Source organism: Motilimonas sp. E26 (genome assembly GCF_021278025.1).
Lineage (GTDB): Bacteria > Pseudomonadota > Gammaproteobacteria > Enterobacterales > CBDFNC01 > Motilimonas.
The window spans coordinates 1-25048 of the sequence record NZ_JAIBHJ010000012.1 but is presented as its reverse complement, the minus strand read 5'-3'; the positions used below and the strand labels follow the sequence as shown (position 1 = coordinate 25048).

Genomic DNA, 25048 nt, shown 5'->3' with positions numbered 1-25048 from the left:
ATTGAGTATGTAACATCGCAACATGCGACTAGTCTAACTGTTACATGCTCTTTAATTAGCAATTGGTGTGCCAACTTAAACAAAAAATCTAATTGCCTGATTATTAAGAAATAAATACATTAAGGCTAGTAAGCAATAATAACAACATGATAAATTTAACCAACTATTAGCAATATTGACCACTAATTATGAAGTCAGATAATCTTATCGGTGAATCAGAAGCGTTTGTCAGTATCTTAGAACAAGTGTCTTATGTGGCGCCGCTAAATAAACCCGTATTAATTGTTGGCGAGCGCGGCACAGGTAAAGAACTGATAGCAGCCCGTATTCACTACCTATCGAAACGCTGGGACAAACCTTACCTTTCCCTAAATTGCGCGGCTTTAAATGAAAACTTATTGGATTCAGAGCTTTTTGGCCATGAGACAGGGGCCTTTACGGGGGCTGCAAAACGCCATCAAGGCCGCTTTGAACGCGCCGACAGTGGCACTTTATTTCTAGATGAGCTAGCCACGGCGCCAATGTTAGTGCAAGAAAAGTTACTACGAGTCATTGAATACGGTGCTTACGAACGTGTGGGTGGCACTCAGCCACTCAATGCGGATGTACGTTTAGTATGCGCCACTAACGAAGATCTTCCTACTTTGGCCCGCCAAGGTAAGTTTCGCTTTGATTTGCTCGATAGGTTAGCCTTTGACGTCATCACACTGCCACCACTACGTCATCGTCAAGAAGATATTATTTTGTTAGCTGAACATTTCGCGGTGAAAATTTGCCAAGAATTGAAACGTGATTTTTTTGCTGGGTTCACACCACAAGCTATTCGTTCAATGCAAGCTTATGCTTGGCCAGGTAATGTGCGCGAGCTTAAAAACGTGGTTGAACGCAGCATTTACCGACAAACAGCCTTAGATAAGCCAGTCAAACAACTTATTTTTGATCCTTTTGCTTCCCCTTGGCAACCAAAAGCGCACCAAGAACATAACTCAGCTACAGAAAACTTAGTTTTTCCTATTGATTTTAAAGCATTAAGCGAAAAATTTGAGGTAGATCTAATTTCACAGGCAATGAAACACGCACAATACAACCAACGTCAAGCTGCAATTGTGCTTGGTATCAGCTACCATCAGCTAAGAGGCTTACTAAAAAAATACTCGATGACTCAGTAACTAAGCTTGAGTAACTAAGCTTGCTAATAGTGAATACGTCAGGGGTGATAAGCCCGTTGAACTATTTTTAGCAAGTTATAAGGGGTTAATATGAAGCTAAGCCTTAATTATATTCAAACTACCTTATATGCTCTACAAAATTTACTATTCGCTTGTATCCGTTTGGTTGCCAACACCAGCCATGGTACATTAGCCATTGTTAAACCTTTTCTTTGACATGAAGTCTATGATTCGATTGATTGCCTTACTGTTAACGCTGCCAATAATAACCAGCTGTAAGCAGGAAACCCAAGTACAAAGCACTGGTTTGGTTTACTGCTCAAATGGTAGCCCTACGAGTTTTAACCCTCAGCTGGCACAAACAGGTGACAGTTTAGATATTTCTAGCCAACTCTATAATACCTTAGTGAGGTTAGACCCGAGCACCCAAACTATTGCCGCAGGATTAGCAAGTGAATGGCATGTTAGCCGCGATGGGCTAAGCTATCAGTTTGAGTTACGCCAAGATATTCAGTTTCATTCCACGCCTTATTTCACGCCAACGCGAACCATGAATGCAGATGATGTTGTGTTTAGTTTTCAGCGCGTGCTATTTCCAACTCACCCTTTTCACAGTGTGTCAGGTGGTTTATATCCTTTTTTTAATAACACGCAATTTTCTCGTTTAATCAAAAGTATTAAAAAGATAGGCCCTTATAAGGTTGAATTTGAGTTATATCGACCCGATACGTCTTTACTCGCTAATTTAGCAACAGAGTTTGCGGTGGTTTTGTCGGCGGAATACGCTCAGCAGTTGCAACATTCCGGCAAATTTAATCAAATTGACCATCTACCAGTCGGCACAGGTCCGTATAAATTTAAACAATTTCTACCGGATAACCTCATTCGGTTTGAGCGTCATTGGGGTTACTGGGAAGGCGGTGCCCCCATGCAACAGCTGGTGTTTGATATTACGCCTAGCCCGACCAAACGATTAGCAAAATTAATCACCGGTGAGTGTGATGTCATGGCTTATCCAGCGGCCAGCCAAGCCAATGTGATTAGTAACCATCCCGATTTGTTGATGAATGTTCAGACTGGCTATAAAGTGTCGTTTTGGTCATTTAATAGCGACAGACCCCCTTTTGACAACCCAAAAGTGAGAAAAGCACTGGCTACAGCAATTGACCGAGATACTATTCTTAAGGCTGTCTACTTTAATACTGGCGTTGCAGCACACGGACTACTGCCACCCACATCATGGGCGTACAACCCCTATTTAAGTGATTATGCTTACTCGCCTAAGCAAGCAAGGCAATTATTACAAGAAAGTGGGGTTAAATTACCGTTGTCTTTAACAATTTATACGCCATCAGGCTCAGAGCCCTATAACCCTAATTCGTTTAAGACAGCAGAATTTATCCAACGTGATTTACGTAAGATAGGCGTAAATGCAGAAATTATTGTGCAAGAGCCCCATCTTTTACAACACAGTATTATTATGGGTAAATACGATACCTTAGTGAGTGGCTGGAGTGCTGTGACCAGTGATCCTGATAACTTCTTTCGTCCACAATTTAGCTGCAATGCCATCGAAAACCATACCAACACCAGCCGTTGGTGTTCAACAGAGCTTGACGGATTGATTAACCGCGCTGTCAAACTCAACCGCATGGTGCCTAGAATTCGTATTTATCGAGAGATTCAATCACATTTACGTGACGAGTTGCCTTTATTGCCCATTGCTCATTCGTTGCAGCTACAAGCATATCGTCGCGATGTGCATAGCTTGAACTCATCTCCTTTTGGTGGAGTTAATTTTGCAGGCGCATACCGGAATTAAGTAATGTTTATTTATATTATTCGCCGTTTAAATGTTTTTGTCATTACCTTGTTTCTACTTAGCGTGGTAGCTTTTTTATTACAGCGACAAGTTATTACCGACTTTGTCAACACGGGTAACATCCTAAGTGACTACCAACGTTATATTCTAGCCATGCTCTCAGGTAATTTTGGAACATCATTAGCGTCCGGTAATCCCGTGCTGACGGACATTCTGGCCATCTTCCCTGCTACTTTAGAGCTCTGTTTAATGGCGTTTGTTGTGTCTATTTTAATTGGCATCCCTTGTGGCATATTTGCGGGGCTCAGCCGTGGCGGCGCAGTCGACTATGGCATAATGACGATCACCCTGATGGGGGTGTCTGTTCCCGCTTTTTGGTTTGCCATGCTGTTAATGATGTTCTTTTCATTACATTTAGGTTGGTTTCCCGTGTCAGGGCGGATTGGCTTGCTTTACGATATTCCTGTTATCACTGGATTTAACTTAATCGACACGTTACTCTCAACTAAGCCTTATAAATACGAAGCTTTTTTCGATAGTCTGTTACACCTTGCTTTGCCAACCCTAGTCCTAGCAACCATTCCCACCACTGAAGTGATCCGTCAAGTCCGAGCGTCCATCGGCGAAGAAATGGATAAAAACTATATAAAAGCCGCTCAAGCGAAAGGGCTAAACACCTTTCAAATCATAAAGCGCCATGGCTTGCGTAACGCCCTGCCACCGGTGATCCCCAGCTTAGGTTTGCAATTTGGTCGCGTATTAACAACGGCGATGATCACTGAAACCGTTTTTTCTTGGCCAGGCATTGGGCCTTGGATGGTCAATAGTATCTATTTAGAAGATCATAGCGCGATCCAAGGAGGAATGCTGTTCATTGCGGCATTTGTTTTGCTGGCCAATATGGCGACGGATTTGCTGCACCTACTGATTGATCCGCTAAAAAGGAATGAGCTTTATGGCAAATCATAATGTGTTTCGCGAGGATCATATTCGCTCTCCCCTCGCCCACAGTTGGTTTTTATATCAGCAAAATACCATAGGTATGGTGGCTCTATGGGCGCTGATCTTCATATTAATTTTAACTGTTATCGGCCCTTGGATTGCTCCTTATCCTATGGATCACAAGGATGTCAGTGCACTACTTAAAGCGCCTTCTTGGGTTGAACATGGTGAGGTACACTTTTTTTTAGGCACCGATGACTTAGGCCGAGATTTACTATCACAGATTATTTACGGTGCCCAGTTAACCTTTGGCGGCGCATTCTTAACCGTGTTTCTCGCTCTCGTGATCGGCTCGGTCATTGGTATTATTGGCGGCATGAGTAGTGGCATGCAAGCCAGTGTCTTGCACCATTTTCTTGATACCTTATTATCTATCCCCTCACTGTTGTTAGCGATCATAATTATTTCGGTATTAGGTCCTGGGTATTTTAATACCTTATTAGCGGTTTTTTTAGCTTTGTTACCCTTGTTTACTCGTGCAGTTTATCGTGCGGTACACGATGAGTTAAATAAGGAATATATCATTGCTTTACGATTAGACGGTGCAACACCATTGCGAATTTTACGTTATGGTATTTTGCCTAACATCGTCGAAACCTTTGTTAGTCAAACCACTCGCGCCCTAACCTCAGCTATTTTAGATATCACCGCGTTAGGCTTTTTAGGCTTAGGTGCACAGCGGCCTTTACCAGAATGGGGCACCATGCTTTCAGATACCATGGAGTTAGTCTTCCTTGCGCCATGGACTGTAACCTTACCGGGATTAGCTATTTTAATTACTATACTGATTATCAATATCGTAGGTGAAGGCTTACGCCAAGCAATCCTAAAGGGAATGGACTAATGGCCATTTTAGATATTAGAAATTTAACCATTGAGCTCAATACGTCTCAAGGGCGAGTTAAAGCCGTAGAACGAGTCAACCTCACTTTAACCGAAGGCGAAATTCAAGGGTTAGTAGGCGAGTCTGGCTCAGGAAAAAGCCTAGTGGCGAAAGCCATTTTAGGCATCAAAAAAGATGGTTGGGTGGTCCGCGCCGATCGCATGCGCTTAGGGGATATTGACTTACTGACGCTGACCCCAAGTGAACGCCGACGCTTAATGGCGAACGATATTGCAATGATTTTTCAAGAGCCTAGCAGCCACTTAGATCCAACCCAAGAGATCGCAGAGCAAATTGAAGAAGCCATTCCTTCAAATACCTTTGAAGGAGGGTTTTGGCAACGTTTTCAGTGGCGTAAAAAAAGAGCCGTCACCTTACTGCATAAAGTGGGCATCAAAGATCCTATCAGCGTGTTGCGCAGTTACCCTCATGAGTTATCTGAAGGCGTATGTCAAAAAATCATGATTGCGATGGCTATTGCAAAAAAACCGCGTCTATTGATTGCTGATGAGCCCACGACGGCGATGGAGTCAACAACCCAGATACAAATTCTAAAGTTGCTACATAAACTCAATAAAGTTAACAACACCAGTATTTTGTTTATCAGTCACGATATAGAAAGTGTTTCCAATCTATCAGACACCTTAACTGTAATGTACTGTGGCCAAACCGTTGAATCGGGTACTCGTGATCAGGTGATCAATCACCCTAGGCACCCTTACACCAATGCACTACTTAAAGCGGTGCCCGATTTTGAGAGCAACTTAGCCCATAAGAGTCATTTATACGCACTGCCAGGTAGTATCCCCCCCTTGCAGCATTTACCTATCGGCTGCCGACTGGGGCCTCGCTGCCCTAATGCGCAAAAGACCTGTGTGCAAAAACCCCACTCCACACGAGTGAAAGGACATATGTTTAACTGCCACTTTCCACTTTCTATCGAGGATGAAACTAGCTCATGATCCCCGTTCTTAGTGTTAATAAATTGAGTAAAAGCTACGTACAGCACCATGGCCTATTCTCGAAAAAGGCCATCACCGCTTTTGCGCCTGTTAGTTTTGAGCTTGAACAAGGCAAAACTCTCGCAATTGTCGGTGAAAGTGGCTCTGGTAAAAGCAGCCTAGCAAAAGCGCTGACAGGGGTTATAACCCCCAGCTCTGGCAGTATTTGCATTGATGGCGTTAACATGGCAGATAAAGATCATAAACAACGCTGCTGTCAGATCAGAATGATTTTCCAAGATCCAACCACTTCTCTCAATCCGCGCTCACAAATTGGCAGAATATTAAAATCACCATTGTTATTGAATACTGAATTATCTGAACAAGAAATGGATATTCGAGTCAGTGACGCCCTGCGTCAGGTTGGGCTGTTAACCGAGCACGCACAGTTCTATCCAAGAATGCTATCAAGTGGTCAAAAACAGCGGGTTGCACTAGCGAGAGCATTAATTCTTAAACCAAAAATTATCGTTGCTGATGAAGTTCTGGCAACGCTAGACGTTTCCGTGAGATCGCAAATCATCAATTTGATTTTAGATGTACAACGTGAACAAAATATTAGTTTTATTATGGTGGCCCATAATTTAGGCATCGTGCGGCACATTAGCGACGAAATAATTGTGATGCACGAAGGTCATATCGTTGAATTTGGTCCAACAGCCGACGTATTAGATAACCCGCAACATACCATTACCCAACGCTTATTAATGAACCAACAAGTGCAATTTAGAAAATAACCGATTTTAAGCTGAAAACTACTCTACCCTAAGGTATCGAATTTGTTTCAACCTAGGTACCTCTCGCTCAATCATACTGGAATTGATGACCTTAAAAGTAAGTGTTTCACCACGTTTTGAGATAGTCACTATTTTACCGTCTTGACTATAAGTCGCAGGATAAAAGCGACTTTCAAAGGTGTAACCTTCAGGGGTAAATTCAAAGTATTCATACTCACCATAAGGCTTGTCTTCACTTTTCCATTTACCATAAATTGGAGTATCCACTTCCTTGGGTTGTCCTGAAAAATCATAATAAGCAACAAATCCGGCAGAGCCCAATAGAATAATCGCTAACGACAAGATGACTATTAATAGGGTTTTAATCACAATATACCTCAAATAAAAAGGGTAGCTAAGCTACCCTTAATTTTAACCACAGAGTCTGTTATTTCAATCTTATCGAATTATTCAACAACTGGATAAACAATATCAGCACGAGCTTGTAACAGCTTGATAAGCGCTTGATAAGAGGTATCTGCTTGGGTGTTCTGAACAAATTGACTTAACTGCTGCGTTTCAGCTGCTGAAGGCAACACATCCGTCGCAACTTCTGTCACACTCAATAGTTCGACCAAGGCAATATTACCGTTCAGTAAGTCTACTTTAGTTCGCTCAACAGAGGAGCCTGTAGGTTTAGCCATAGTAAATACTTCACGCGCAATTTCGGGACTAGCACCAGGGTCCATCCGGCTTACTGTTACAGGCTCACTAAAGCTAAAATCGTAAGTGGATAGCTGCTCACTAATATCTGCACCACTCTCAAGCGCGGTAATCAAACCATCAATATATTCATTAGCCGCCGCCGTTGCTTTTTCGCGTGTGAGGCGTACAACAATATCATCTTTAACTTCTGCCAATGCTTTAGCACTTTGTGGCCGGTAATCATTAACGCGAATAACCATCACTTTTTCTGGGCTTAATTCAATCACCTCAGAGTTCATTTGGTCTTGACGTAGATCGACATTAAACGCCTGCACTAATACTTGAGCATTGCTGAAATCGCCAGTTGCGTTATTGCGACTAAACAAGCCCGTTTGTTGCACTGTTAGGCCCGATGCATCCGCTGCTTCATTTAAAGTATCTGGTACTTCAAATGCCATTTCACTTAGCTTTTGAAGTTTCTCGTAAAATACTTCCATTGCTTTATCACGCTTTAGCGTGTTGGCAATCTTGTCTTTTACTTCTTCATACGGAGCCGCAGCATCTTCTTGGACTTCGAGTAGTTTAATTATATGGTAACCAAACTCACTCTTAACCACTCCTGACGTATCGCCCACTTGCTCTAATGCGAAAGCAGCCGCTTCAAATTCAGGATCCATGACACCTTTTTCAAACCAGTCTAATTCACCACCATTTTCACCAGAAAAAGTATCACTTGAAAAAGTCTTAGCGAGCGCTGCGAAGTCTTCACCTTGCTGTACTTTAGCTAATAAATCTTGCGCTTCTTGCTCAGCATTATCTTTATTAATATCTACTAAAATATGCGCAACACGACGCTTCTCAGGAGCCTTGTAAGATGACTGATGATCCTGGTAGTAGGCTTTAACCGCCTCTTCAGAAAGATCAACATCGCCAGCCAAATTGGCCGCATCAAGTAACACATAGTCTAGGTTAACTTGCTCTGGATGCTGGAAGCTACTCTGATTAGCTTGATAATAAGCATCGACTTCTTCATCTGTCACGCTAACTTTATCGTTAAACTGGCTTACATTTACTTCCAATTGGCGAAGTTCACGTTGCTGAGCTTGTAAACGGTATAGCTGTAATGCTTCTCCTGGTAAGCTAATTTCACTACTAAGGTAAGATTGCAGTAGCTGACGACGAGTCATGTCTTGGCGTAAAATATCTCTAAACTGATCGGGTTGGTAACCTGATTGACGAAGAACCGCAAGGTAAGTGTCGTTATCGAATTGACCATCACGCTGAAACTCAGGCATTGAACGAATTGATTCTTTGATTTGCTCGTCGCTGATACGTAAACCCAATTCAGTAACAGCTTGGTCGGTTAACCGCTCGCTTACTAAGCGCTCTAACACATTACTACGTAATTGCTGAGCAAAGCTAGGATCAGCCGCTATGGCAGCAAATGACTCGCCATATTGTTGTTCAACTTTATTACGCTCTTGTTGATAAGCGGATTCTAATTCTTGTCGTGTAATGTCTTCACCGTTCACCACGGCTGCTGGATCAGCGGTAGTTGAACCGAGATAACCACCTACACCAGCCAAAGCAAATGATAAAATGACCACGCCTAAAATGATTTTTGCTGCGGGGCCTTGCGCGCCTTCGCGAAATTTATCCAACATGCTGTACTTCTCTCTTAATTCCCTGGACAGAGCCTAAATAAAAAAAGCGCATCAGTGTGAGATGCGCTCGTATATCTGCTGCTTGAGCACTGATGCCCAAGTGTACCAAGTTTCCGTCTGCAGGTCTGCAAACACCTTGATTAGTTGTTACATGAATCTTTTAATGCTTTACCAGCTTTAAAGCCAGGAACATTAGCAGCAGCAATTTCAATCGCTGCGCCTGTTTGAGGGTTACGACCGGTACGCGCACTGCGCTCTTTTACTGAAAATGTACCGAAACCAACCAGTGCCACTGAGTCACCTTCTTTTAGGCTTTCTGTTACTGCGTCAACAAACGCATCTAATGCACGGCCAGCAGCTGCTTTAGAAAGATCTGCACCATCAGCTACTTTGTCGATTAGTTGAGCTTTATTCACTGTTTTGTCCCCTATAGTTCTTATAGTTAGTTTGGGTAGATGGTTAAACTGAAAAACTAGCGCATCTTCACCCAAATAATACTGTTATTTGACACTTGGCCCATTATCGAATTCTGTAAAGCAAAATATCAATCCCGTTAAATCTACTGCCAGCCCACGGGACTGGCAAGCAAATTTGCCCTTGAGACCCTTTAAGTTTGCGGATCATCAAGTTTTTATTTAGATTCGGTATTTAAATTTCACTCTGTGAGTACTTGAAACTTCTCCGGAGACTCTTGCAGAGCAACCGCGAGTACTTCGTCGATCCAGCGTACGGGAATAATTTCCAGTTCACGAGTGACGTTTTCAGGTATTTCTTCTAAGTCACGCACATTTTCATGAGGGATTAAAACCGTCTTTATCCCACCGCGCAATGCGGCCAATAATTTTTCTTTTAAACCACCAATAGGCAATACTTCACCGCGTAACGTTATCTCACCTGTCATCGCCACATTGGCACGCACAGGGTTGCCCGTTAAACTAGACACTAAAGCGGTACACATTGCAATACCGGCACTTGGACCATCTTTTGGCGTCGCCCCTTCAGGCACGTGAACATGAATGTCGCGCTTCTCATAAAAATCACTATTAATGCGTAATTTTTCCGCTCGTGAGCGCACTACCGTCATCGCCGCTTGAATCGACTCTTGCATCACGTCGCCCAGAGAACCGGTATAAGTCAATTTGCCTTTACCTGGCACCGCAGACGTCTCTATGGTCAATAAATCACCACCTACTTCAGTCCAAGCTAAACCGGTAACTTGGCCAATCTGGTTGTTCTCTTCCGCTTTACCAAAATCACAACGCTGCACACCTAAAAATTCTTTTAGGTTATCCATATTAATGGTGACGGTTTTGATTTCTTTGTTTAATAGAATTTTCTTTACTGCTTTGCGGCATAACTTAGAAATTTCTCGCTCTAAACTACGCACACCAGCTTCACGCGTGTAGTAACGGATAATGCCAACAATCGCAGAATCTTCAACCACTATTTCATGTGGTTTCAGGCCATTGCGTTTGATTTGCTTATCGAGCAAATGTTGCTTGGCAATGTTCAGTTTCTCGTCTTCGGTATAACCCGATAAGCGAATCACTTCCATCCGGTCAAGTAACGGCCCTGGAATATTCATCGAATTAGACGTTGCCACAAACATCACGTCTGATAAATCGTAATCAACCTCAAGGTAATGATCGTTAAAGCTGTTATTTTGCTCTGGGTCCAATACCTCTAACAATGCTGATGCCGGGTCGCCACGCATATCGGATGCCATTTTGTCGATTTCATCCAGTAGGAATAAAGGATTCTTAACCCCTACTTTAGACATCTTCTGAATCAGTTTACCTGGCATCGAGCCAATGTAAGTACGGCGATGACCGCGAATTTCTGCTTCATCACGTACCCCACCTAACGCCATGCGCACATATTTACGTCCTGTCGCTTTAGCAATAGATTGACCCAACGAGGTTTTACCTACCCCCGGGGGCCCGACTAAACAAAGAATAGGCCCTTTGAGCTTATTAATTCGAGTTTGTACGGCAAGATACTCAAGGATCCGTTCTTTAACCTTCTCAAGACCAAAGTGGTCAGCATCTAATATCTCTTGCGCCTTAGCTAAATCTTTTTTCACCTTAGAGCGCTTCGTCCAAGGCACACCTATCATCCACTCAATATAGCCACGAACCACGGTCGCTTCAGCAGACATAGGCGACATCATCTTCAGCTTCTGTAGCTCGGCTAAGGTTTTTTCTTTACCTTCAGCTGTCATGCCTGCAGCTTCAATTTTTTTCGCGAGAGCTTCAAACTCATCCGGCGCGTCATCCAGCTCTCCCAACTCTTTTTGTATCGCCTTCATTTGCTCATTGAGGTAATACTCGCGCTGACTCTTTTCCATCTGCTTTTTAACGCGACTACGGATCTTTTTCTCAACTTGTAATAAGTCTATTTCAGATTCCATCATCGCCATCAAGTACTCGAGACGCTCCGGCACTTGAGAGATTTCTAATACCGCTTGTTTATCATCAAGCTTTAATGGCATGTGTGCAGCCATGGTATCAGCTAAGCGATCGGCATCATCAATTGCACTTACCGAGGTCATGACCTCAGGTGGGATTTTTTTGTTGAGCTTAACGTAACCTTCAAACTGGCTAATAGCACTGCGGATCAGCACTTCTTCTTCGCGCTCTTCAATCGTGTCTGTGCTTAGCTCTGTTATTTCACCAACAAAAAAGTCTTCTTTATCAAGAAAACATTCAAGCTTCGCACGGCGACTGCCTTCAACAAGCACTTTTACGGTGCCGTCAGGTAATTTTAATAATTGTAAAATATTGGCAATCGTCCCCACTTCAAACATGTCCGAAGTGTCTGGATCATCTTTTGAGGCATCACGCTGCGCAACCAGCAATACTTGCTTGTCTTTATCCATTGCAGCTTCAAGGCAAGAGATGGACTTTTCACGGCCAACAAACAAGGGAATAACCATATGTGGGTAAACCACTACGTCCCTAAGGGGTAAGACAGGGATCTCTATGCGTGTATTACGCTCTAAACTCATTATGTCCTCTCTTTTTCGAATTCTGGGCCATCTTCTTCTGAGTATATTGGGGCAACCACAAGATATTCAATGGCATATAATGCAAAAATGGAAAAAAACAAAAAAGGGGCCAAAGGCCCCTTAATAATTGGTTATTTAACCATCAGTCTGCTGACGCAGCCTTATTATCATTACTCTGATAAATCAAAATAGGATCAGATTCTCCTTTGATTACCGTTTCATCAATCACCACTTTACTCACATCATCTACCGACGGTAAATCATACATAGTATTTAGAAGTACTTGCTCAACAATGGATCTTAAACCACGCGCACCAGTCTTACGCTCCATCGCTTTAGCAGCAATTGCACGCAGTGCATCATCACGAAACTCAAGCTCAACATCTTCAAGTTCAAATAACGCAGCATATTGCTTAGTTAATGCGTTTTTAGGCTCTTTTAAAATCTGAATAAGCGCATCGGTGTCCAACTCAGTTAAGGTCGCAACCACAGGTAAACGGCCAATAAATTCAGGGATCAAGCCATATTTAACTAAATCTTCTGGCTCGGTCTTAGTAAATATTTCCGACAAACTTGCCTTGTTATCTTTCGATTTAACCTTCGCACCAAAACCAATACCGGTACCAGTATGAACGCGTTGCTCGATAACTTTATCTAAGCCAGCAAATGCCCCACCACAGATGAACAGTATTTTACTGGTATCAACTTGCAAAAACTCTTGCTGTGGATGCTTACGACCACCTTGCGGGGGAACCGATGCAACCGTGCCTTCGATGAGTTTCAGTAACGCTTGCTGTACACCTTCACCCGACACGTCTCGCGTGATGGATGGGTTGTCAGACTTACGGGAAATCTTATCGATTTCATCAATATAAACGATACCGCGTTGTGCCTTCTCAACGTCGTAGTCACACTTTTGCAGCAGTTTCTGAATAATGTTTTCAACATCTTCACCGACATAACCCGCTTCCGTTAACGTGGTTGCGTCAGCCATGGTAAATGGCACATCAAGCAAACGTGCTAACGTTTCAGCTAACAGCGTTTTACCACTACCCGTTGGGCCTATTAGAAGAATGTTACTTTTACCTAATTCAACACCGTCAGCAATTTTATCGGCATTGCGTAGCCGTTTGTAATGGTTATAAACCGCAACCGCTAATACTTTTTTAGCATGCTCTTGGCCAATAACATAATCATCTAAATGAGCGCGGATCTCATGAGGAGTAGGTAAACTATCCCCCTCCTGTTTTGGCGCGATTTCTTTGATTTCTTCACGAATAATATCGTTACAAAGCTCTACACACTCATCACAGATATAAACGGAAGGGCCGGCAATGAGCTTTCTTACTTCGTGCTGGCTTTTGCCACAGAAAGAACAGTACAGCAGCTTACCGCTATCTCCCTCACCTTTACGCTTATCTGTCATTCGTTAACCTCATCTTTGGCGTTTGCCATATTTCTGTTCAAAGCCTGCTTTGAACGCTATTACTGTATTTGTTTCTAAACTTTAGTTTAATGCATTTACGTGTAAATGCTTAGTCTCTGCGCTTGAGAATTGAATCGACTAGGCCGTATTCAACTGCTTGCTCAGCTGTCATAAAGTTATCACGGTCGGTATCACGAGCAATAACGTCATATTCTTGCCCCGTATGCTCAGCTAATAATTCATTCATTTTTCGTTTAATACGAATGATTTCTTGGGCATGAATTTCAATATCAGAAGCCTGACCTTGGAAACCACCAAGTGGTTGATGAATCATTACTTTAGCATTAGGTAACACATGACGTTTACCCGGTGCACCACCTGCTAACAAGAACGCGCCCATACTGGCCGCCATGCCCATACAAACGGTGCTGACGTCAGGCTTGATAAACTGCATCGTATCGTAAATTGACATGCCTGCACTGATTGAGCCACCAGGAGAGTTAATATAAAGAAAAATATCTTTGTCTGGGTTTTCTGACTCTAAAAACAATAGCTGCGCGGCGACTAAATTAGCCATGTGATCTTCAACAGGACCTGTTAAAAAGATAACGCGCTCTTTTAATAAGCGAGAGTAAATATCATAAGAGCGCTCACCTTTGGCAGTTTGCTCTATTACCATCGGGACAAGTGCATTACTTGGCGCATCAAACGTATTATCGTAGTTTCTCGACATAGATGATTATCCTTAAACAAAAATGGCTCGGTGAATATCACTCGAGCCATTATAATCGTTAGATTCGACTAGATGTCAAACCTATTATGCATTAGCTGCCGCTTTATTCATTACTTCGTCGAAAGTTGTTTCTTTTTCCACCACTTTCGCTTTTTCTAGTATGAACTCAACAGCTTGCTCTTCTAATGCAACATTTTGAATGTTTTGTAGCGCTTCTTTGTTGCCTTTGTAGTAAGCCACAACTTCCGCAGGGTCTTCGTAAGCAGAAGCTGCATTTTCGATAATAGCGTCTACACGTGCTTCGTCAACTTTTAGCTCATTGCTACGAATCACTTCACCTAATAATAGGCCAACTTTCACGCGACGTACTGCTTGCTCTTCAAACAATTCAGCTGGAAGCTCAGGCATATTTTTCGGGTCCATTTGACCACCGAAGCGTTGCATAGCTTGCTGACGAAGAACATCAACTTCACTTGCAACAAGTGATTTAGGCACATCGATTTCATTGGCTTTAACAACAGCATCAAGCACTTGCTCTTTAACACTGTTTTTCAGTGTTTGCTCAAGTTCACGTGTCATGTTCTTTTTAACTTCAGCTTTAAGCGCTTCAATATCACCGCTTTCTACGCCGAACTTTTTAACAAATTCTTCGTTGATTTCTGGTAATTCAAGTGCTTCAACTTTAGACAGAGTAATAGCAAACTTAGCCGCTTTACCTTTTAGGTTTTCAGCGTGGTACTCTTCAGGGAAAGTAACGTCGATGTCAAAAGACTCGCCTGCTTTCTTGCCTTTAACGCCATCTTCAAAGCCAGGGATCATACGACCAGCGCCAATCGCTAGTTTAAAGCCTTCAGCTTTACCGCCGTCAAACTCTTCGCCATCGATAGTACCAACGAAATCAATTGTCGCTTGGTTTTCATCAGCTGCAGGAGCGTCAACTTCAACCCAAGTAGCGTGCTGCTTTTGCAGTGTAACTAGCATGTTGTCTAGGTCAGCATCGGTAACAGTTGCTGTTTTCTTCTCAACTTCTAGTGCAGCGAAATCACCTAATGCTACTTCAGGGTACACTTCGAAAGTTGCAACAAAAGTGAAATCTTCACCCGCTTTGCGCTCACTTGGCTCTAAAGCAGGCGCACCAGCTGGGTTAAGCTTTTCAGCCATGATAGCTTCAAAGAAGTTGCGTTGCATCAGTTCGCCAGCAACTTCGTTAGAAACAGCAGCACCAAAACGTTTTTGGATAACTTTCGCTGGCACTTTACCAGGACGGAAACCGTCAATGCGTTGCGTTTTAGCTAGTTGGCTTAAACGGCTGTTCAGTTCTTTATCGAAGTTCTCACCTGGTACAGTGATAGTCAGACGGCGTTCTAGTCCTTGAGTCGTCTCTACAGAAGCTTGCATTATATTACCTCAAATCTGTTCGGCATCGTTTGGCCGAAATATGTCTTTCAAAAGGTAGCAAACTACCTTTTATTGCTAAAAAGTCAAGACAGGCTATGCCTGTCCTTGAAAATGGTATGGTTTATAGGTGCGAACCTAGAATTTGACGCAGCATTATAGCGATGCTTTGCCATTGAGTCGAGAATACAAATGCAGCAATTAGTGAAGATGGTCGCAATAAATGGCTTATTTGGGGTAAAAAGCCATTTAATTGCGATATTAGGGAGTTGTTTAATCTTTACCGAGAATTTGCTTCAATCTCGTTTGCGCCACATCAACTAATAGATCCGGCTGAAACTTAGAAATAAACGCATCACAGCCCACTTTCTCTACCATGGCATTGTTAAAACTACCACTGAGAGAGGTATTTAAAGCAATAAATAGGTCGCTCATCCTTGGGTCATTACGCACTTCATAGGTAAGTTTGTAACCGTCCATCACTGGCATTTCTGCATCCGTGATCAACAGTAAAATCTCGTCTGTTACCGTCTTTCCTTCGTCACACCATTGTTTTAGTTTCTTCAACGCTTCCATGCCATTTTCAACCCCGATAACTTCTAATCCAAGCTGCTCAAGGGTATCGGATACTTGCCTTCTGGCGGTTGCAGAGTCATCAGCATGCAATACTTTTCTGCCGACAAATTCATTGACAATGTCTGCATCTAAAGTGCCATCTGAGATCTTAATATTATAAGTTACGATTTCAGCAAGTACTTTTTCAACATCAATAATTTCAACCAGACGCTGCTGCTCTTCGTGTTCAACCTTAGTGATAGCAGTAAGATAATGCGCCTTACCCACAGTGTTCGGCGGTGGCATAATATTCTGCCAAGTTAAGTTAACAATATTTTCAACTTTACCGACTAAAAAACCCTGCACCGTTCGATTGTATTCCGTAATAATTAAATTACAGGTTTCATCAACCGGCAGAGGTCGCATACCAATAGCCTCTCGAAGGTTAATCACCGGAATGCTTTGGCCACGCAATGTGGCAACACCGCATACTTTGGGGTGTGAGTTTGGCAAAGCGTTTAAAGAGGGCAACTTCACCACTTCTTTTACTTTAAATACGTTAATCGCAAACAACTGCGAGCTTTGTAAACGAAACATTAGCAGCTCTAAGCGGTTTTCACCCACTAACTGAGTTCGCTGATCAACAGCATCTAGAATGGTCGCCATGCCTACCTCTGATGTTCATTATTAGTTATGATACGCTCGACAAGCTTATCTGCATTTTAGTATAGGCAAATAAGTTTACCTTAATCTCAGGCATTTTTTATCTGTCATTACTTGGTATTAAAAAAACTATGCGCGATTTAACATTTACGGGATTAAAAGCCCACCCGTTAGCAGTATTGATTATGTTCGTTCTATCCACTGCCGTTTTCAGTTATGGCTGTATCGACATTAGTTCGCAATTAAATCAAGTGTCTCAACTCAATGATAGCAATTTTCTAACACTCTTAAAGGATAGAACAAACGGTAAAGGATATTTACTCAGTGGGTTATTTACTTTGCTGCTAACCCTTTATGCTGTTGGTGGTTACCGTAGCCATGCTATTTATCGCTGGCTCAGTTGGTCTGGGATAGGATTAGCGGTCGCGTTTATTGGCTTTATGTTGATTATTTAATGAAACAAAGCCAATACTGAAGCTTCAGTATTGGCCATTGCTTCAATTATTTAACTTGCCAAGTCATCATTTCACCCGCCTTAATCGGCACCACTTTATCGCCGCCAAAAGACAGGCTTTCCGGCACAAGCCAATCAGATTTTTCTAATGTGATGGTATCACTATTACGCGGCAAACCATAAAAATCAGGACCATTAAAGCTAGCAAAGGCTTCTAGGTTCTCTAATGCATTCATCATTTCAAACACTTCTGCATACAACTCAATAGCAGCATGGGCTGTGTAAGAGCCGGCACAACCACAAGCCGACTCTTTGGCACCTTTTGCATGTGGCGCTGAATCTGTGCCTAAAAAGAACTTCTTATTGCCACTGGTTGCAGCCTCTAACAAGGCTTGCTGATGCGTATTTCGTTTTAATATAGGTAAGCAATAAAAGTGCGGTTTGATACCACCAACAAGCATATGGTTACGGTTATACAGTAAATGATGGGCGGTGATGGTTGCACCAACATTACTCGGCGCTTGCGAAACAAACTCAACGGCATGTTTGGTGGTAATGTGCTCCATCACTATTTTCAGATTAGGAAATCTTGCCACTAATGGCTTCATCACTTGCTCAATAAACACCGCTTCACGGTCAAAAATATCAATGTCATGATGGGTCACCTCACCGTGTACTAACAGTAACATCCCCACTTCTTCCATTGCCGCAATCGCTGGCGCAATGTTGTCTACCGACGTCACACCCGAATCTGAATTAGTCGTCGCACCGGCTGGATAAAGTTTAGCGGCGTACACCACTCCACTGGCTTTAGCTTTACGAATTTCATCGGCGGTGGTGTTATCGGTTAAGTAAAGCACCATCAAAGGTTCAAAATGATCCGTTTTATTGTTCGCCATAATGCGCGCACGGTAATCTAGTGCGCCTTGGGTATCTGTCACCGGAGGCACTAGATTAGGCATAATAATGGCGCGCCCCATATAACGGCTAATATCGCGCGTGGTATCAGCTAACACATCGCCGTCACGTAAATGCACATGCCAATCGTCGGGGCGTGTAATGGTTAATGAGGTAGTCGACATTGATCTTCTCCAGCTGCTGAAATGGGTGCAGTTTAAAATAAAATAGATTTTGAGTCATTGACTTAACGTTTTTATCAAACGTTCGTGTTCAGTCCACTCAACCCTAAGTTTAAGATTAAAAAAAAGGAGCTTACGCTCCTTAATAAAAATACTGATTAGTGCTGATGGCCGCCTTCACCATGAGCATGCTTATGAGCAATTTCTTCTTCAGTAGCAGGACGAACACCAACCACTTTCATATCAAAGGTAAGTGTTTTACCTGCAAACGGATGGTTAGTGTCAACAGTGATCATAAATTTACCCACTTTCACCACCGTCACTTGGCGAGCGCCGTTGTCGGTATTAATTTGTGCAATCATGCCTGGTAGCCATTTTTTAGCACCTTGTAAATGCTTAGCTGGCACGCGTTGTACAGCACCTTCTTGACGCTCACCGTACGACTCTTCAGGCGTTAACGTAACCTTAACTTGATCGCCCTCAGCCTTGCCTTCAAGAGCGGCTTCAACACCGGCTAACATGTTGTTTTGACCATGAAGGTAAGCAATTGCTTCACCTTTGCTGGTTTCCAGTAGCGTGCCATCTTGGTCGGTTAATTCATAAGAGAACTGCACAACGGTATTCTTTTCGATCATCTTAAATGCTCTTAGCTGACTAAATTTGACGCCGACTTTATCAATCGCGCCGCCTTGACTCAAATATATTTTACGCTCATGGCCAACGCTATATTAATATAAGCCATCACCACTATCACTAAATAGGATTAACATGAGCCAGAAAAAAGTCAGTGAAGAAGAACTCGCCCTGTGGATAGAGCAAGTACATAATAGTAGCTGTTGCAGCGACATAGCCAATCAAGAGTGTAAACAAGAACAACCAAAAACTGAGCAACAAGATAACCATGAATGACTTGTGGCGCCAGTGTGAGGCTCTTTATAACGCCAACACTCAACCTACACTATTGCAGCTTCAAAATGAATTTGCACTCAATGTCAATTTGCTGTTATTGGCTTTATTCCTAGATAAAAAAGGGCTACAGCTCAGCGCAGAGCGCTGGCAACGGTTAAGCGAACAAGCAGAGCGTTATGAACGCTGTATTCTTCGCCCTTACCGCTGGGCTCGACAACAGCTAAAAACGCAGCGCTCGCCGCACAGCTATCAACAAATTTTAGCCATTGAACTGATATTAGAACGCGCATTACAGCAGCAGTTATGGCAAAGGAACCTAGCCAAACACAAATTTTCACCGCTATTAATTCAATGCTCCAATATCTCTAGTAACGGCCAGCGCTACCTTGCAACACGAACCATACCCCCGAAAAAAGCCGCTAACCTATTCAATAAATTAGCTAAACTCACAGCAACAACGACTTAAACCACGCCATCATTGCGATAAAAGGAACGGATATGCGCATACTCTATTTTTTTACCTTGCTATTATTTTCAACATTCAGCCTAGCGGCGCCAACATGGAACGAAATACAACAACAAGCCCAAGGACAAACCATTTATTTTTATGCTTGGGGTGGCTCACAAACCATCAATGACTATATTCAGTGGGCCGGCGAACAGGCTAAGCTGCAATACGATATTAAGGTTATCCATGTAAAAGTATCTGATACTGGCACCGTGGTGAACCAAGTGTTAGCGGAAAAAACAGCGGCCAACCATAACAAAGGAAAAGTAGACTTAATTTGGATTAACGGTGAAAACTTCGCTGCCATGAAAGAGCAACAACTGCTATTTGGCCCTTTCACTGCCAACTTACCCAACATGAAATACACAGATGCCACTGAAAAGCCTTCTATCGCGGCAGACTTTACCGTGCCCGTTGATGGTTTAGAAGCGCCTTGGGGCATGGCACAATTGGTATTCATGGCTGACACCGCACGAGTTAAAAACTTCCCTCGTTCCATGAATGAACTGCATCAATTTTTGCAGCAACACCCCGGTCAATTTAGTTACCCTAAATTACCTGACTTTCATGGCATGACATTCGTTAAGCAAGCTTTAATCGAAACCACCAATAGCAACCCTGCTCTTTATGATGACGTCAATAAAGCTGATTTTTCTAAAGTGACTGCGCCACTGTGGCAATTTCTTGATCAATTGCACCCACTGATGTGGCGTAAAGGTAATGCATTTGTTGCTAGTCAGGCCCAACTCAAAGCCAAGCTAAACGACGGCGAAATCAGTATTGCACTTAGTTTTAACCCCAATGATGCCGCGAATAGCATCAACAATAACGAACTACCTGAGAGTGTAAAATCTTACGTCCATCAAGGCGGTAGTTTAGGTAATACTCACTTTGTGGCCATTCCATACAATTCGTCAAACACCGCTGCGGCTCAGGTTTTTGCTAACTGGTTAATGTCACCTCAAGCCCAAGCACGTAAAGCAGATCCAGCAGTATGGGGTGACCCAACGGTGCTAAGCATGCACACCCTCACACCGCAACAGCAAGCCATGTTTAATCAAATCAAACGCCACCCTGCCAGCTTAAGTGAAGCGGATTTGGGCCCGATTTTACTTGAACCTCACCCAAGCTGGGTTGCAGCTATTGAGCAAGCTTGGCTACGCCGTTACGGACAGTAATCGCTAGGGTCTGTTGATCTTTCGTGATTGTTTTTGCAGCGAATTGTTGGGTATTTATACAAAACGTTCGTTGTGGCCAGCACCTTTGTGGCATAGTGAACTACGCGAAAAGGCGCTAACGCAGTAGAAATGACCAACAAACGCTGTCCTACGGATTCGGCTAAAAGCGTTTTGCCCATCGTTGAGCAGTATTTACTTAGAATGCTAAGCTACACACTGCTCGCCTTGCTCAAAACGCTTTTAGACAAGGTGTCCCCTCTCGAACAAAAATCAACCAGCAAAGATCAACAGACCCTAGACAAAAAAGACCCGCTCAAAGCGGGTCAACACGGTTAAAAATTGATTCGTTAGCCGTTTATATTTCTTCCTCACGCCCGATGGATATCACCACTCGGCGGTTTTTAGGACGCTGCACGTCTGAGCGGTTATCTGCAATGTGGCGTTTCTCTCCATGGCCCTCAACGGTGAACTTACTCGGATCCACGCCCAGCTCAGTTAAATAGCTTTTCACACTTTCGGCGCGCTTTTCTGATAATTGCTGATTACTCCAACGACCACCATAACTATCAGAATAACCATCAATAAGAATGATATTTACCGCTTCATCGTAGCGCAAATATTCACCAATCATTTTCAGCCGCTGTTTAGAATGACGTGTTAGATCACTGCCATTTTTCACATAATTCAAAATACTAAATGAAATATCTTCAAAGCTGTAAGGTAAGAGCCCCGAGACACAATCATTAAAGTCTAAATACTTCTGTCTGAAGTTCACCGCAGATAGTGCAACCTGAGTGACTTCATCTTGATTGTACCAATCACTAAAAATAAAAGTGGGAAACTGTCCCTCTTCTAACTCGCTCAGCATCGCCCAAGCATTTTTGCCACTTAAGTAACCATCAAAGCCTTCGTGAAACTTAACCAGCGTAATATCATTAGCCGCAACACCTGGTCGCCAAGAGGGAGGAACCGAGCGCAAAGTCACTTGTCGGGTAGCAGGCGTTTCACGCTTACCATCAAGATCAAAATCAATATTCACAGATTTACTGGCGCGAACAGTGAATCGAGCATTACCAAAACGAGGAATATTATGATCTAGGGTGCATTCAATGGGATTCGCTTTCGTTACCTGCCAGACTGAATTAGTTAGATCTGCGCTGTAAATTTTATTTGATGCTATTGCTGATGGTGATAACATCAACATAATCAACCATTTCCAATTCGCCATACCTAAATTCCATTGTCGCTATGATACTAATATCACCAAAGCTGAACCTGATGAAAATTTGAGAATAGATTTCCCATACTAGCTTTGTATCGGCGCTGAATAAATAACCTTTAATATATTTTCCAGTCTTATCACAAAAACTCTGGCATAATTGGCCGTTTTTAAACTAGCTAGCTTTAACTATGACTGATGAAATCAAAAACGGCGACTCCCCGTTAGCAAAAAGATTCCGTGGCTACTTTCCTGTCGTTATCGATGTGGAAACCGCTGGTTTTAATCCGCGTACTGATGCTTTATTAGAAATTGCCGCCGTACTAACCACCATGGACAAAGACGGCTGGTTGATCCCAAGTAAAACCCTGCATTTTCACGTAGAGCCTTTTGAAGGGGCTAATTTAGAGCAGGCAGCATTAGACTTTAACGGCATTGACCCGCACAACCCTCTGCGCGGCGCGGTCACCGAATACGATGCCCTACATGAAATATTCAAAGTGATTAGAAAAGAACAAAAAGCCCACGGCTGCAATCGCTCAATCATGGTGGCGCACAATGCCGCATTTGATATGGGCTTTGTTAACGCGGCGATTGAACGCGCCAATTTAAAACGCACGCCATTCCACCCTTTTGCTAGCTTTGATACCGCCACCCTAGCGGGATTAACCTTAGGCCAAACCGTACTTGCCAAGGCCTGTAAAACCGCCAACATCCCCTTTGACAACAAAGAAGCGCACAGTGCCCTGTATGACACGGAGCGCACTGCAGAACTATTTTGTTACATGGTTAACCGCTGGAAAGCACTCGGAGGCTGGCCGTTAATGGAACAAGAGTAATTGAAAAGCGGGCCTACTCAGCTAGGCCCAAATTGATAAATCGAACAGAGCTATTCAAATACCGCAAGCTCATTACCCTAATCAACAATGCCACGACTATGTACTGCATCAGTAATCTGGAATCAACAAGGATAGGCAAGTTACCTGCTTTCACGTAATGACTGTCATTCCTTTGCGAATATCTTGCTTGTGGTAGCTTTAATCCTAGCTCTAAAACCCTTGCTTTAATAATCCATAACATCTCGAAGGTCGATAACTATTCATACTTGAAGCGATAACGCCTGTTACCGCTCTAACTACTCATACAAAATCTTTTTGTACTCGATAATCAAAGATTTCAGATAGAACTGTCATTATTTTTATCACAACGCTATCTAGATAGGATCACTCACCAGTCTGCCATAGAGTGCAGAGTCAGAGACTACGCCATTAATTTGCCAACGCTGCCTTAACAACCCCTCTTGTTGTAATCCAAGTTTTACTAATGCTTTTGCTGAGGCGTGATTGTCGGGGTCTATTTCTGCTTCAATGCGACGAAGTCCCAATGACCTAAAGCCATATTGAATTAATGCTTCGCCCGCTTCATTTATATAGCCTTTTCCCCAGTAAGGGCGGCCCAAACCAAAACCAATTTCAGCACGCTTAGATTCTTTAGCGTAACTAAACAACATACACTTACCGACCAGCTTTCCCGTAGACTTAAGGTAAATCCCCAGCACAAGAGATTCTTGACGTAACATCAACTCTTTACTTTCATTAACAAAATCATAAGCCTCCTGCATAGCCACCCAGGGAGGCGTATTCCAGTATCTCATTACCTCTGGATCTGAGAATATCTCAAGTAAGCATGCAGAATCTTCTATAGCTAAAGGCTTCAATCGTAATCGAGTGGTTTCAATTACCGGGAAAAACAACTCTCCTAACATTCATACTCCCTATTTTAAGACAAGCAACATTCATAACGGTGAAAGTGTGGCCAGAAAATCAAATTCAACCAACAACAGTGCGAGTAACTAGCGATGTAAACTAATACTCGACTGAACTTAGCTTCAGCATCCTAGCGCAACGCTGAAAATTAGGCCGACTCAAAGCTCAACTGCAATTTTTTATTAACGTAATAAAAATTATAATTTAACAAGGGGCTAACCAAAACACCAATCAAAATAGCGATTTAACTCAATTAAGTATCATTTATATCAGCGATAAAATTACTGCCGTTTCTTTAGTTAGGGAAGTGGCTATTGAACACTGACAAATCCAGTAGATAGCGCCATCTGCCCTAACCTACTGCAAAAAAGAACATCCTTAATATTGAACAGCAAACACAGTAACAGCTCCAAGCACGGCGTTTTATTCGCGCTCTCGCCTAATAAAACGGACTAAATTACACTCTTCAAGCTCTCGCTCGACTCTAGCTGCCAGCTTCTTATCTTCAGCAATCAACTCGGAGCGAGGAGGTAAATCTTTGGGAAGTTTAATATTTTTTACTAGGCCTATATTATGTAGCGCATTGAGTACCCACCAACCAGGATCGGACTCGCCTTTGTATAGCCCAAGCATGGCTGAGCCTGGATATGCATGATGATTATTGTGCCAAGCCTCGCCCATTGACAAAAAACCTGCAATACGAATGTTGTGGCCCTGAACCGCAGCACCTTCAACAGTCCAAGTTCTTTGACCATGATTGTGGGCAAAGTATCCAATTAACCAATGACCACCAACCGAGATAACAATTCTGACAGAAACGCCCCAGACCAACCACGGTATGCCACCCAGTAGATAAAGCGGGATTGCGATAACGAGTTGTTGAAGCAACCAATATTTTTCAATAAACAGGTAGAACTTATTTTTTGATACTTCATCTTCGATCGTAAAATCGGGAGGATGCTGCAACACAAGATCACAATTAAGTTGCCACCAGCCGTCTTTCAGTATTTTAGATCCGTGTAATAGAAAATCGTGACACCTTTTCTGCCTTTGCGCCCAATCTCTTAGATCGTGCTGCATCAGCATGCCAATTGGCCCCGCCATACCAACTAAAACACCTAGGGTCTGTTGATCTTTGCTGTATAGATTTTGTTCAGCAGTACATAGGCAGCCACATTATAGCAAACGCCAGTG

General features: G+C 42.9%; 25 protein-coding genes. 12 read left to right on the top strand and 13 right to left on the bottom strand.

Annotated elements, in window-relative coordinates; all coding sequences use genetic code 11:
- Positions 1-188 precede the first annotated feature (188 nt).
- The 6 genes from pspF (at position 189) to K1M91_RS11590 (ending at position 6614) form a co-directional block, all read left to right on the top strand.
- Complete coding sequence (gene pspF, locus K1M91_RS11615) at positions 189-1169, top strand: phage shock protein operon transcriptional activator (RefSeq protein ID WP_232801928.1); 981 nt, start codon at positions 189-191, stop codon at positions 1167-1169.
- 226 nt (positions 1170-1395) lie between these two features.
- Positions 1396-2991, top strand: a complete 1596-nt coding sequence (locus K1M91_RS11610) for an ABC transporter substrate-binding protein (RefSeq protein WP_232801927.1) — start codon at positions 1396-1398, stop codon at positions 2989-2991.
- A gap of 3 nt (positions 2992-2994) precedes the next feature.
- Positions 2995-3960, top strand: a complete 966-nt coding sequence (locus K1M91_RS11605; protein ID WP_232801926.1) for an ABC transporter permease subunit — start codon at positions 2995-2997, stop codon at positions 3958-3960.
- The gene (locus K1M91_RS11600; protein ID WP_232801925.1) at positions 3947-4837 is read left to right on the top strand and encodes an ABC transporter permease subunit; all 891 of its coding nucleotides are present in this window, start codon (positions 3947-3949) and stop codon (positions 4835-4837) included. Before K1M91_RS11605 ends, K1M91_RS11600 begins: the two co-directional genes overlap by 14 nt.
- Entirely contained in the window at positions 4837-5838 is a 1002-nt protein-coding gene (locus tag K1M91_RS11595; RefSeq protein WP_232801924.1) for an oligopeptide/dipeptide ABC transporter ATP-binding protein, read from the top strand. The genes K1M91_RS11600 and K1M91_RS11595 overlap by 1 nt, the downstream gene beginning before the upstream one ends.
- Complete coding sequence (locus K1M91_RS11590) at positions 5835-6614, top strand: ATP-binding cassette domain-containing protein (RefSeq protein ID WP_232801923.1); 780 nt, start codon at positions 5835-5837, stop codon at positions 6612-6614. Before K1M91_RS11595 ends, K1M91_RS11590 begins: the two co-directional genes overlap by 4 nt.
- Before the next feature lie 18 nt (positions 6615-6632).
- On the opposite strand, the gene K1M91_RS11585 is transcribed toward K1M91_RS11590, so the two are convergent.
- The 8 genes from K1M91_RS11585 to K1M91_RS11550 all read right to left on the bottom strand — a co-directional run bounded on the left by K1M91_RS11585 (position 6633) and on the right by K1M91_RS11550 (position 16744).
- The gene (locus K1M91_RS11585) at positions 6633-6983 is read right to left on the bottom strand and encodes a DUF2850 domain-containing protein (RefSeq protein ID WP_232801922.1); all 351 of its coding nucleotides are present in this window, start codon (positions 6981-6983) and stop codon (positions 6633-6635) included.
- Between the two features lie 77 nt (positions 6984-7060).
- Positions 7061-8962, bottom strand: a complete 1902-nt coding sequence (gene ppiD / locus K1M91_RS11580) for a peptidylprolyl isomerase (RefSeq protein ID WP_232801921.1) — start codon at positions 8960-8962, stop codon at positions 7061-7063.
- A 140-nt stretch (positions 8963-9102) separates the two neighbouring features.
- The gene (locus K1M91_RS11575) at positions 9103-9402 is read right to left on the bottom strand and encodes an HU family DNA-binding protein (RefSeq protein ID WP_303512386.1); all 300 of its coding nucleotides are present in this window, start codon (positions 9400-9402) and stop codon (positions 9103-9105) included.
- A 215-nt stretch (positions 9403-9617) separates the two neighbouring features.
- Positions 9618-11969: an endopeptidase La gene (lon, locus tag K1M91_RS11570; protein WP_232801919.1), complete on the bottom strand. Its 2352-nt coding sequence runs from the start codon at positions 11967-11969 to the stop codon at positions 9618-9620.
- A 142-nt stretch (positions 11970-12111) separates the two neighbouring features.
- Positions 12112-13395: an ATP-dependent protease ATP-binding subunit ClpX gene (gene clpX, locus K1M91_RS11565; protein WP_232801918.1), complete on the bottom strand. Its 1284-nt coding sequence runs from the start codon at positions 13393-13395 to the stop codon at positions 12112-12114.
- 109 nt (positions 13396-13504) lie between these two features.
- On the bottom strand, positions 13505-14128 hold the full coding sequence (gene clpP, locus K1M91_RS11560; RefSeq protein ID WP_282561134.1) for an ATP-dependent Clp endopeptidase proteolytic subunit ClpP: 624 nt from the start codon (positions 14126-14128) through the stop codon (positions 13505-13507).
- A gap of 84 nt (positions 14129-14212) precedes the next feature.
- Positions 14213-15526, bottom strand: a complete 1314-nt coding sequence (gene tig / locus K1M91_RS11555) for a trigger factor (RefSeq protein WP_232801917.1) — start codon at positions 15524-15526, stop codon at positions 14213-14215.
- Positions 15527-15796: 270 nt separating this feature from the next.
- Positions 15797-16744 carry a chemotaxis protein CheV gene (locus tag K1M91_RS11550; protein ID WP_232801916.1) on the bottom strand — a complete coding sequence of 316 codons (948 nt, stop codon included), beginning with the start codon at positions 16742-16744 and terminating at the stop codon, positions 15797-15799.
- Between the two features lie 128 nt (positions 16745-16872).
- Here K1M91_RS11550 and K1M91_RS11545 point away from each other — a divergent pair, with 128 nt between their 5' ends.
- Entirely contained in the window at positions 16873-17196 is a 324-nt protein-coding gene (locus K1M91_RS11545; protein WP_232801915.1) for a hypothetical protein, read from the top strand.
- Between the two features lie 46 nt (positions 17197-17242).
- Here the strand turns inward: K1M91_RS11545 and pyrC are convergent, their stop codons facing one another.
- Together pyrC and K1M91_RS11535 are read right to left on the bottom strand one after the other, a co-directional pair.
- The gene (pyrC, locus tag K1M91_RS11540; protein ID WP_232801914.1) at positions 17243-18277 is read right to left on the bottom strand and encodes a dihydroorotase; all 1035 of its coding nucleotides are present in this window, start codon (positions 18275-18277) and stop codon (positions 17243-17245) included.
- 155 nt (positions 18278-18432) lie between these two features.
- A complete protein-coding gene (locus tag K1M91_RS11535) occupies positions 18433-18909 on the bottom strand; it encodes a peptidylprolyl isomerase (RefSeq protein ID WP_232801913.1) in 477 nt (158 codons plus the stop codon).
- Positions 18910-19042: 133 nt separating this feature from the next.
- Between K1M91_RS11535 and K1M91_RS11530 the strand changes: the two genes are divergently transcribed.
- The 4 genes from K1M91_RS11530 to K1M91_RS11510 all read left to right on the top strand — a co-directional run bounded on the left by K1M91_RS11530 (position 19043) and on the right by K1M91_RS11510 (position 21205).
- The gene (locus K1M91_RS11530; protein WP_232801912.1) at positions 19043-19183 is read left to right on the top strand and encodes a hypothetical protein; all 141 of its coding nucleotides are present in this window, start codon (positions 19043-19045) and stop codon (positions 19181-19183) included.
- Positions 19176-19649: a TIGR02444 family protein gene (locus K1M91_RS11525; RefSeq protein WP_232801911.1), complete on the top strand. Its 474-nt coding sequence runs from the start codon at positions 19176-19178 to the stop codon at positions 19647-19649. The genes K1M91_RS11530 and K1M91_RS11525 overlap by 8 nt, the downstream gene beginning before the upstream one ends.
- A 32-nt stretch (positions 19650-19681) precedes the next feature.
- On the top strand, positions 19682-20869 hold the full coding sequence (locus K1M91_RS11520) for an ABC transporter substrate-binding protein (protein WP_232801910.1): 1188 nt from the start codon (positions 19682-19684) through the stop codon (positions 20867-20869).
- 129 nt (positions 20870-20998) lie between these two features.
- Positions 20999-21205, top strand: a complete 207-nt coding sequence (locus K1M91_RS11510; RefSeq protein ID WP_232802021.1) for a hypothetical protein — start codon at positions 20999-21001, stop codon at positions 21203-21205.
- Positions 21206-21224: 19 nt separating this feature from the next.
- Here K1M91_RS11510 and K1M91_RS11505 read toward each other — a convergent pair whose 3' ends face one another.
- Positions 21225-22097 carry an OmpA family protein gene (locus tag K1M91_RS11505; protein ID WP_232801908.1) on the bottom strand — a complete coding sequence of 291 codons (873 nt, stop codon included), beginning with the start codon at positions 22095-22097 and terminating at the stop codon, positions 21225-21227.
- A gap of 182 nt (positions 22098-22279) precedes the next feature.
- Between K1M91_RS11505 and rnt the strand changes: the two genes are divergently transcribed.
- The gene (rnt, locus tag K1M91_RS11500) at positions 22280-22927 is read left to right on the top strand and encodes a ribonuclease T (RefSeq protein ID WP_232801907.1); all 648 of its coding nucleotides are present in this window, start codon (positions 22280-22282) and stop codon (positions 22925-22927) included.
- Positions 22928-23301: 374 nt separating this feature from the next.
- Here rnt and K1M91_RS11495 read toward each other — a convergent pair whose 3' ends face one another.
- Together K1M91_RS11495 and K1M91_RS11490 are read right to left on the bottom strand one after the other, a co-directional pair.
- A complete protein-coding gene (locus K1M91_RS11495) occupies positions 23302-23853 on the bottom strand; it encodes a GNAT family N-acetyltransferase (RefSeq protein WP_232801906.1) in 552 nt (183 codons plus the stop codon).
- A gap of 424 nt (positions 23854-24277) precedes the next feature.
- A complete protein-coding gene (locus tag K1M91_RS11490) occupies positions 24278-24958 on the bottom strand; it encodes an acyl-CoA desaturase (RefSeq protein ID WP_232801905.1) in 681 nt (226 codons plus the stop codon).
- Positions 24959-25048: the final 90 nt, after the last annotated feature.

Excerpts from the sequence above, each read along its gene's own strand:
- pspF (WP_232801928.1), top strand. The coding sequence starts at position 189 with ATGAAGTCAGATAATCTTATCGGTGAATCAGAAGCGTTTGTCAGTATC.
- K1M91_RS11610 (WP_232801927.1), top strand. The coding sequence starts at position 1,396 with ATGATTCGATTGATTGCCTTACTGTTAACGCTGCCAATAATAACCAGC.
- K1M91_RS11605 (WP_232801926.1), top strand. The coding sequence starts at position 2,995 with ATGTTTATTTATATTATTCGCCGTTTAAATGTTTTTGTCATTACCTTG.
- K1M91_RS11600 (WP_232801925.1), top strand. The coding sequence starts at position 3,947 with ATGGCAAATCATAATGTGTTTCGCGAGGATCATATTCGCTCTCCCCTC.
- K1M91_RS11595 (WP_232801924.1), top strand. The coding sequence starts at position 4,837 with ATGGCCATTTTAGATATTAGAAATTTAACCATTGAGCTCAATACGTCT.
- K1M91_RS11590 (WP_232801923.1), top strand. The coding sequence starts at position 5,835 with ATGATCCCCGTTCTTAGTGTTAATAAATTGAGTAAAAGCTACGTACAG.
- ppiD (WP_232801921.1), bottom strand. The coding sequence starts at position 8,962 with ATGTTGGATAAATTTCGCGAAGGCGCGCAAGGCCCCGCAGCAAAAATC.
- lon (WP_232801919.1), bottom strand. The coding sequence starts at position 11,969 with ATGAGTTTAGAGCGTAATACACGCATAGAGATCCCTGTCTTACCCCTT.
- clpX (WP_232801918.1), bottom strand. The coding sequence starts at position 13,395 with ATGACAGATAAGCGTAAAGGTGAGGGAGATAGCGGTAAGCTGCTGTAC.
- clpP (WP_282561134.1), bottom strand. The coding sequence starts at position 14,128 with ATGTCGAGAAACTACGATAATACGTTTGATGCGCCAAGTAATGCACTT.
- tig (WP_232801917.1), bottom strand. The coding sequence starts at position 15,526 with ATGCAAGCTTCTGTAGAGACGACTCAAGGACTAGAACGCCGTCTGACT.
- K1M91_RS11550 (WP_232801916.1), bottom strand. The coding sequence starts at position 16,744 with ATGGCGACCATTCTAGATGCTGTTGATCAGCGAACTCAGTTAGTGGGT.
- K1M91_RS11545 (WP_232801915.1), top strand. The coding sequence starts at position 16,873 with ATGCGCGATTTAACATTTACGGGATTAAAAGCCCACCCGTTAGCAGTA.
- pyrC (WP_232801914.1), bottom strand. The coding sequence starts at position 18,277 with ATGTCGACTACCTCATTAACCATTACACGCCCCGACGATTGGCATGTG.
- K1M91_RS11535 (WP_232801913.1), bottom strand. The coding sequence starts at position 18,909 with ATGATCGAAAAGAATACCGTTGTGCAGTTCTCTTATGAATTAACCGAC.
- K1M91_RS11530 (WP_232801912.1), top strand. The coding sequence starts at position 19,043 with ATGAGCCAGAAAAAAGTCAGTGAAGAAGAACTCGCCCTGTGGATAGAG.
- K1M91_RS11525 (WP_232801911.1), top strand. The coding sequence starts at position 19,176 with ATGAATGACTTGTGGCGCCAGTGTGAGGCTCTTTATAACGCCAACACT.
- K1M91_RS11520 (WP_232801910.1), top strand. The coding sequence starts at position 19,682 with ATGCGCATACTCTATTTTTTTACCTTGCTATTATTTTCAACATTCAGC.
- K1M91_RS11510 (WP_232802021.1), top strand. The coding sequence starts at position 20,999 with ATGACCAACAAACGCTGTCCTACGGATTCGGCTAAAAGCGTTTTGCCC.
- K1M91_RS11505 (WP_232801908.1), bottom strand. The coding sequence starts at position 22,097 with ATGGCGAATTGGAAATGGTTGATTATGTTGATGTTATCACCATCAGCA.
- rnt (WP_232801907.1), top strand. The coding sequence starts at position 22,280 with ATGACTGATGAAATCAAAAACGGCGACTCCCCGTTAGCAAAAAGATTC.
- K1M91_RS11495 (WP_232801906.1), bottom strand. The coding sequence starts at position 23,853 with ATGTTAGGAGAGTTGTTTTTCCCGGTAATTGAAACCACTCGATTACGA.
- K1M91_RS11490 (WP_232801905.1), bottom strand. The coding sequence starts at position 24,958 with ATGGCGGGGCCAATTGGCATGCTGATGCAGCACGATCTAAGAGATTGG.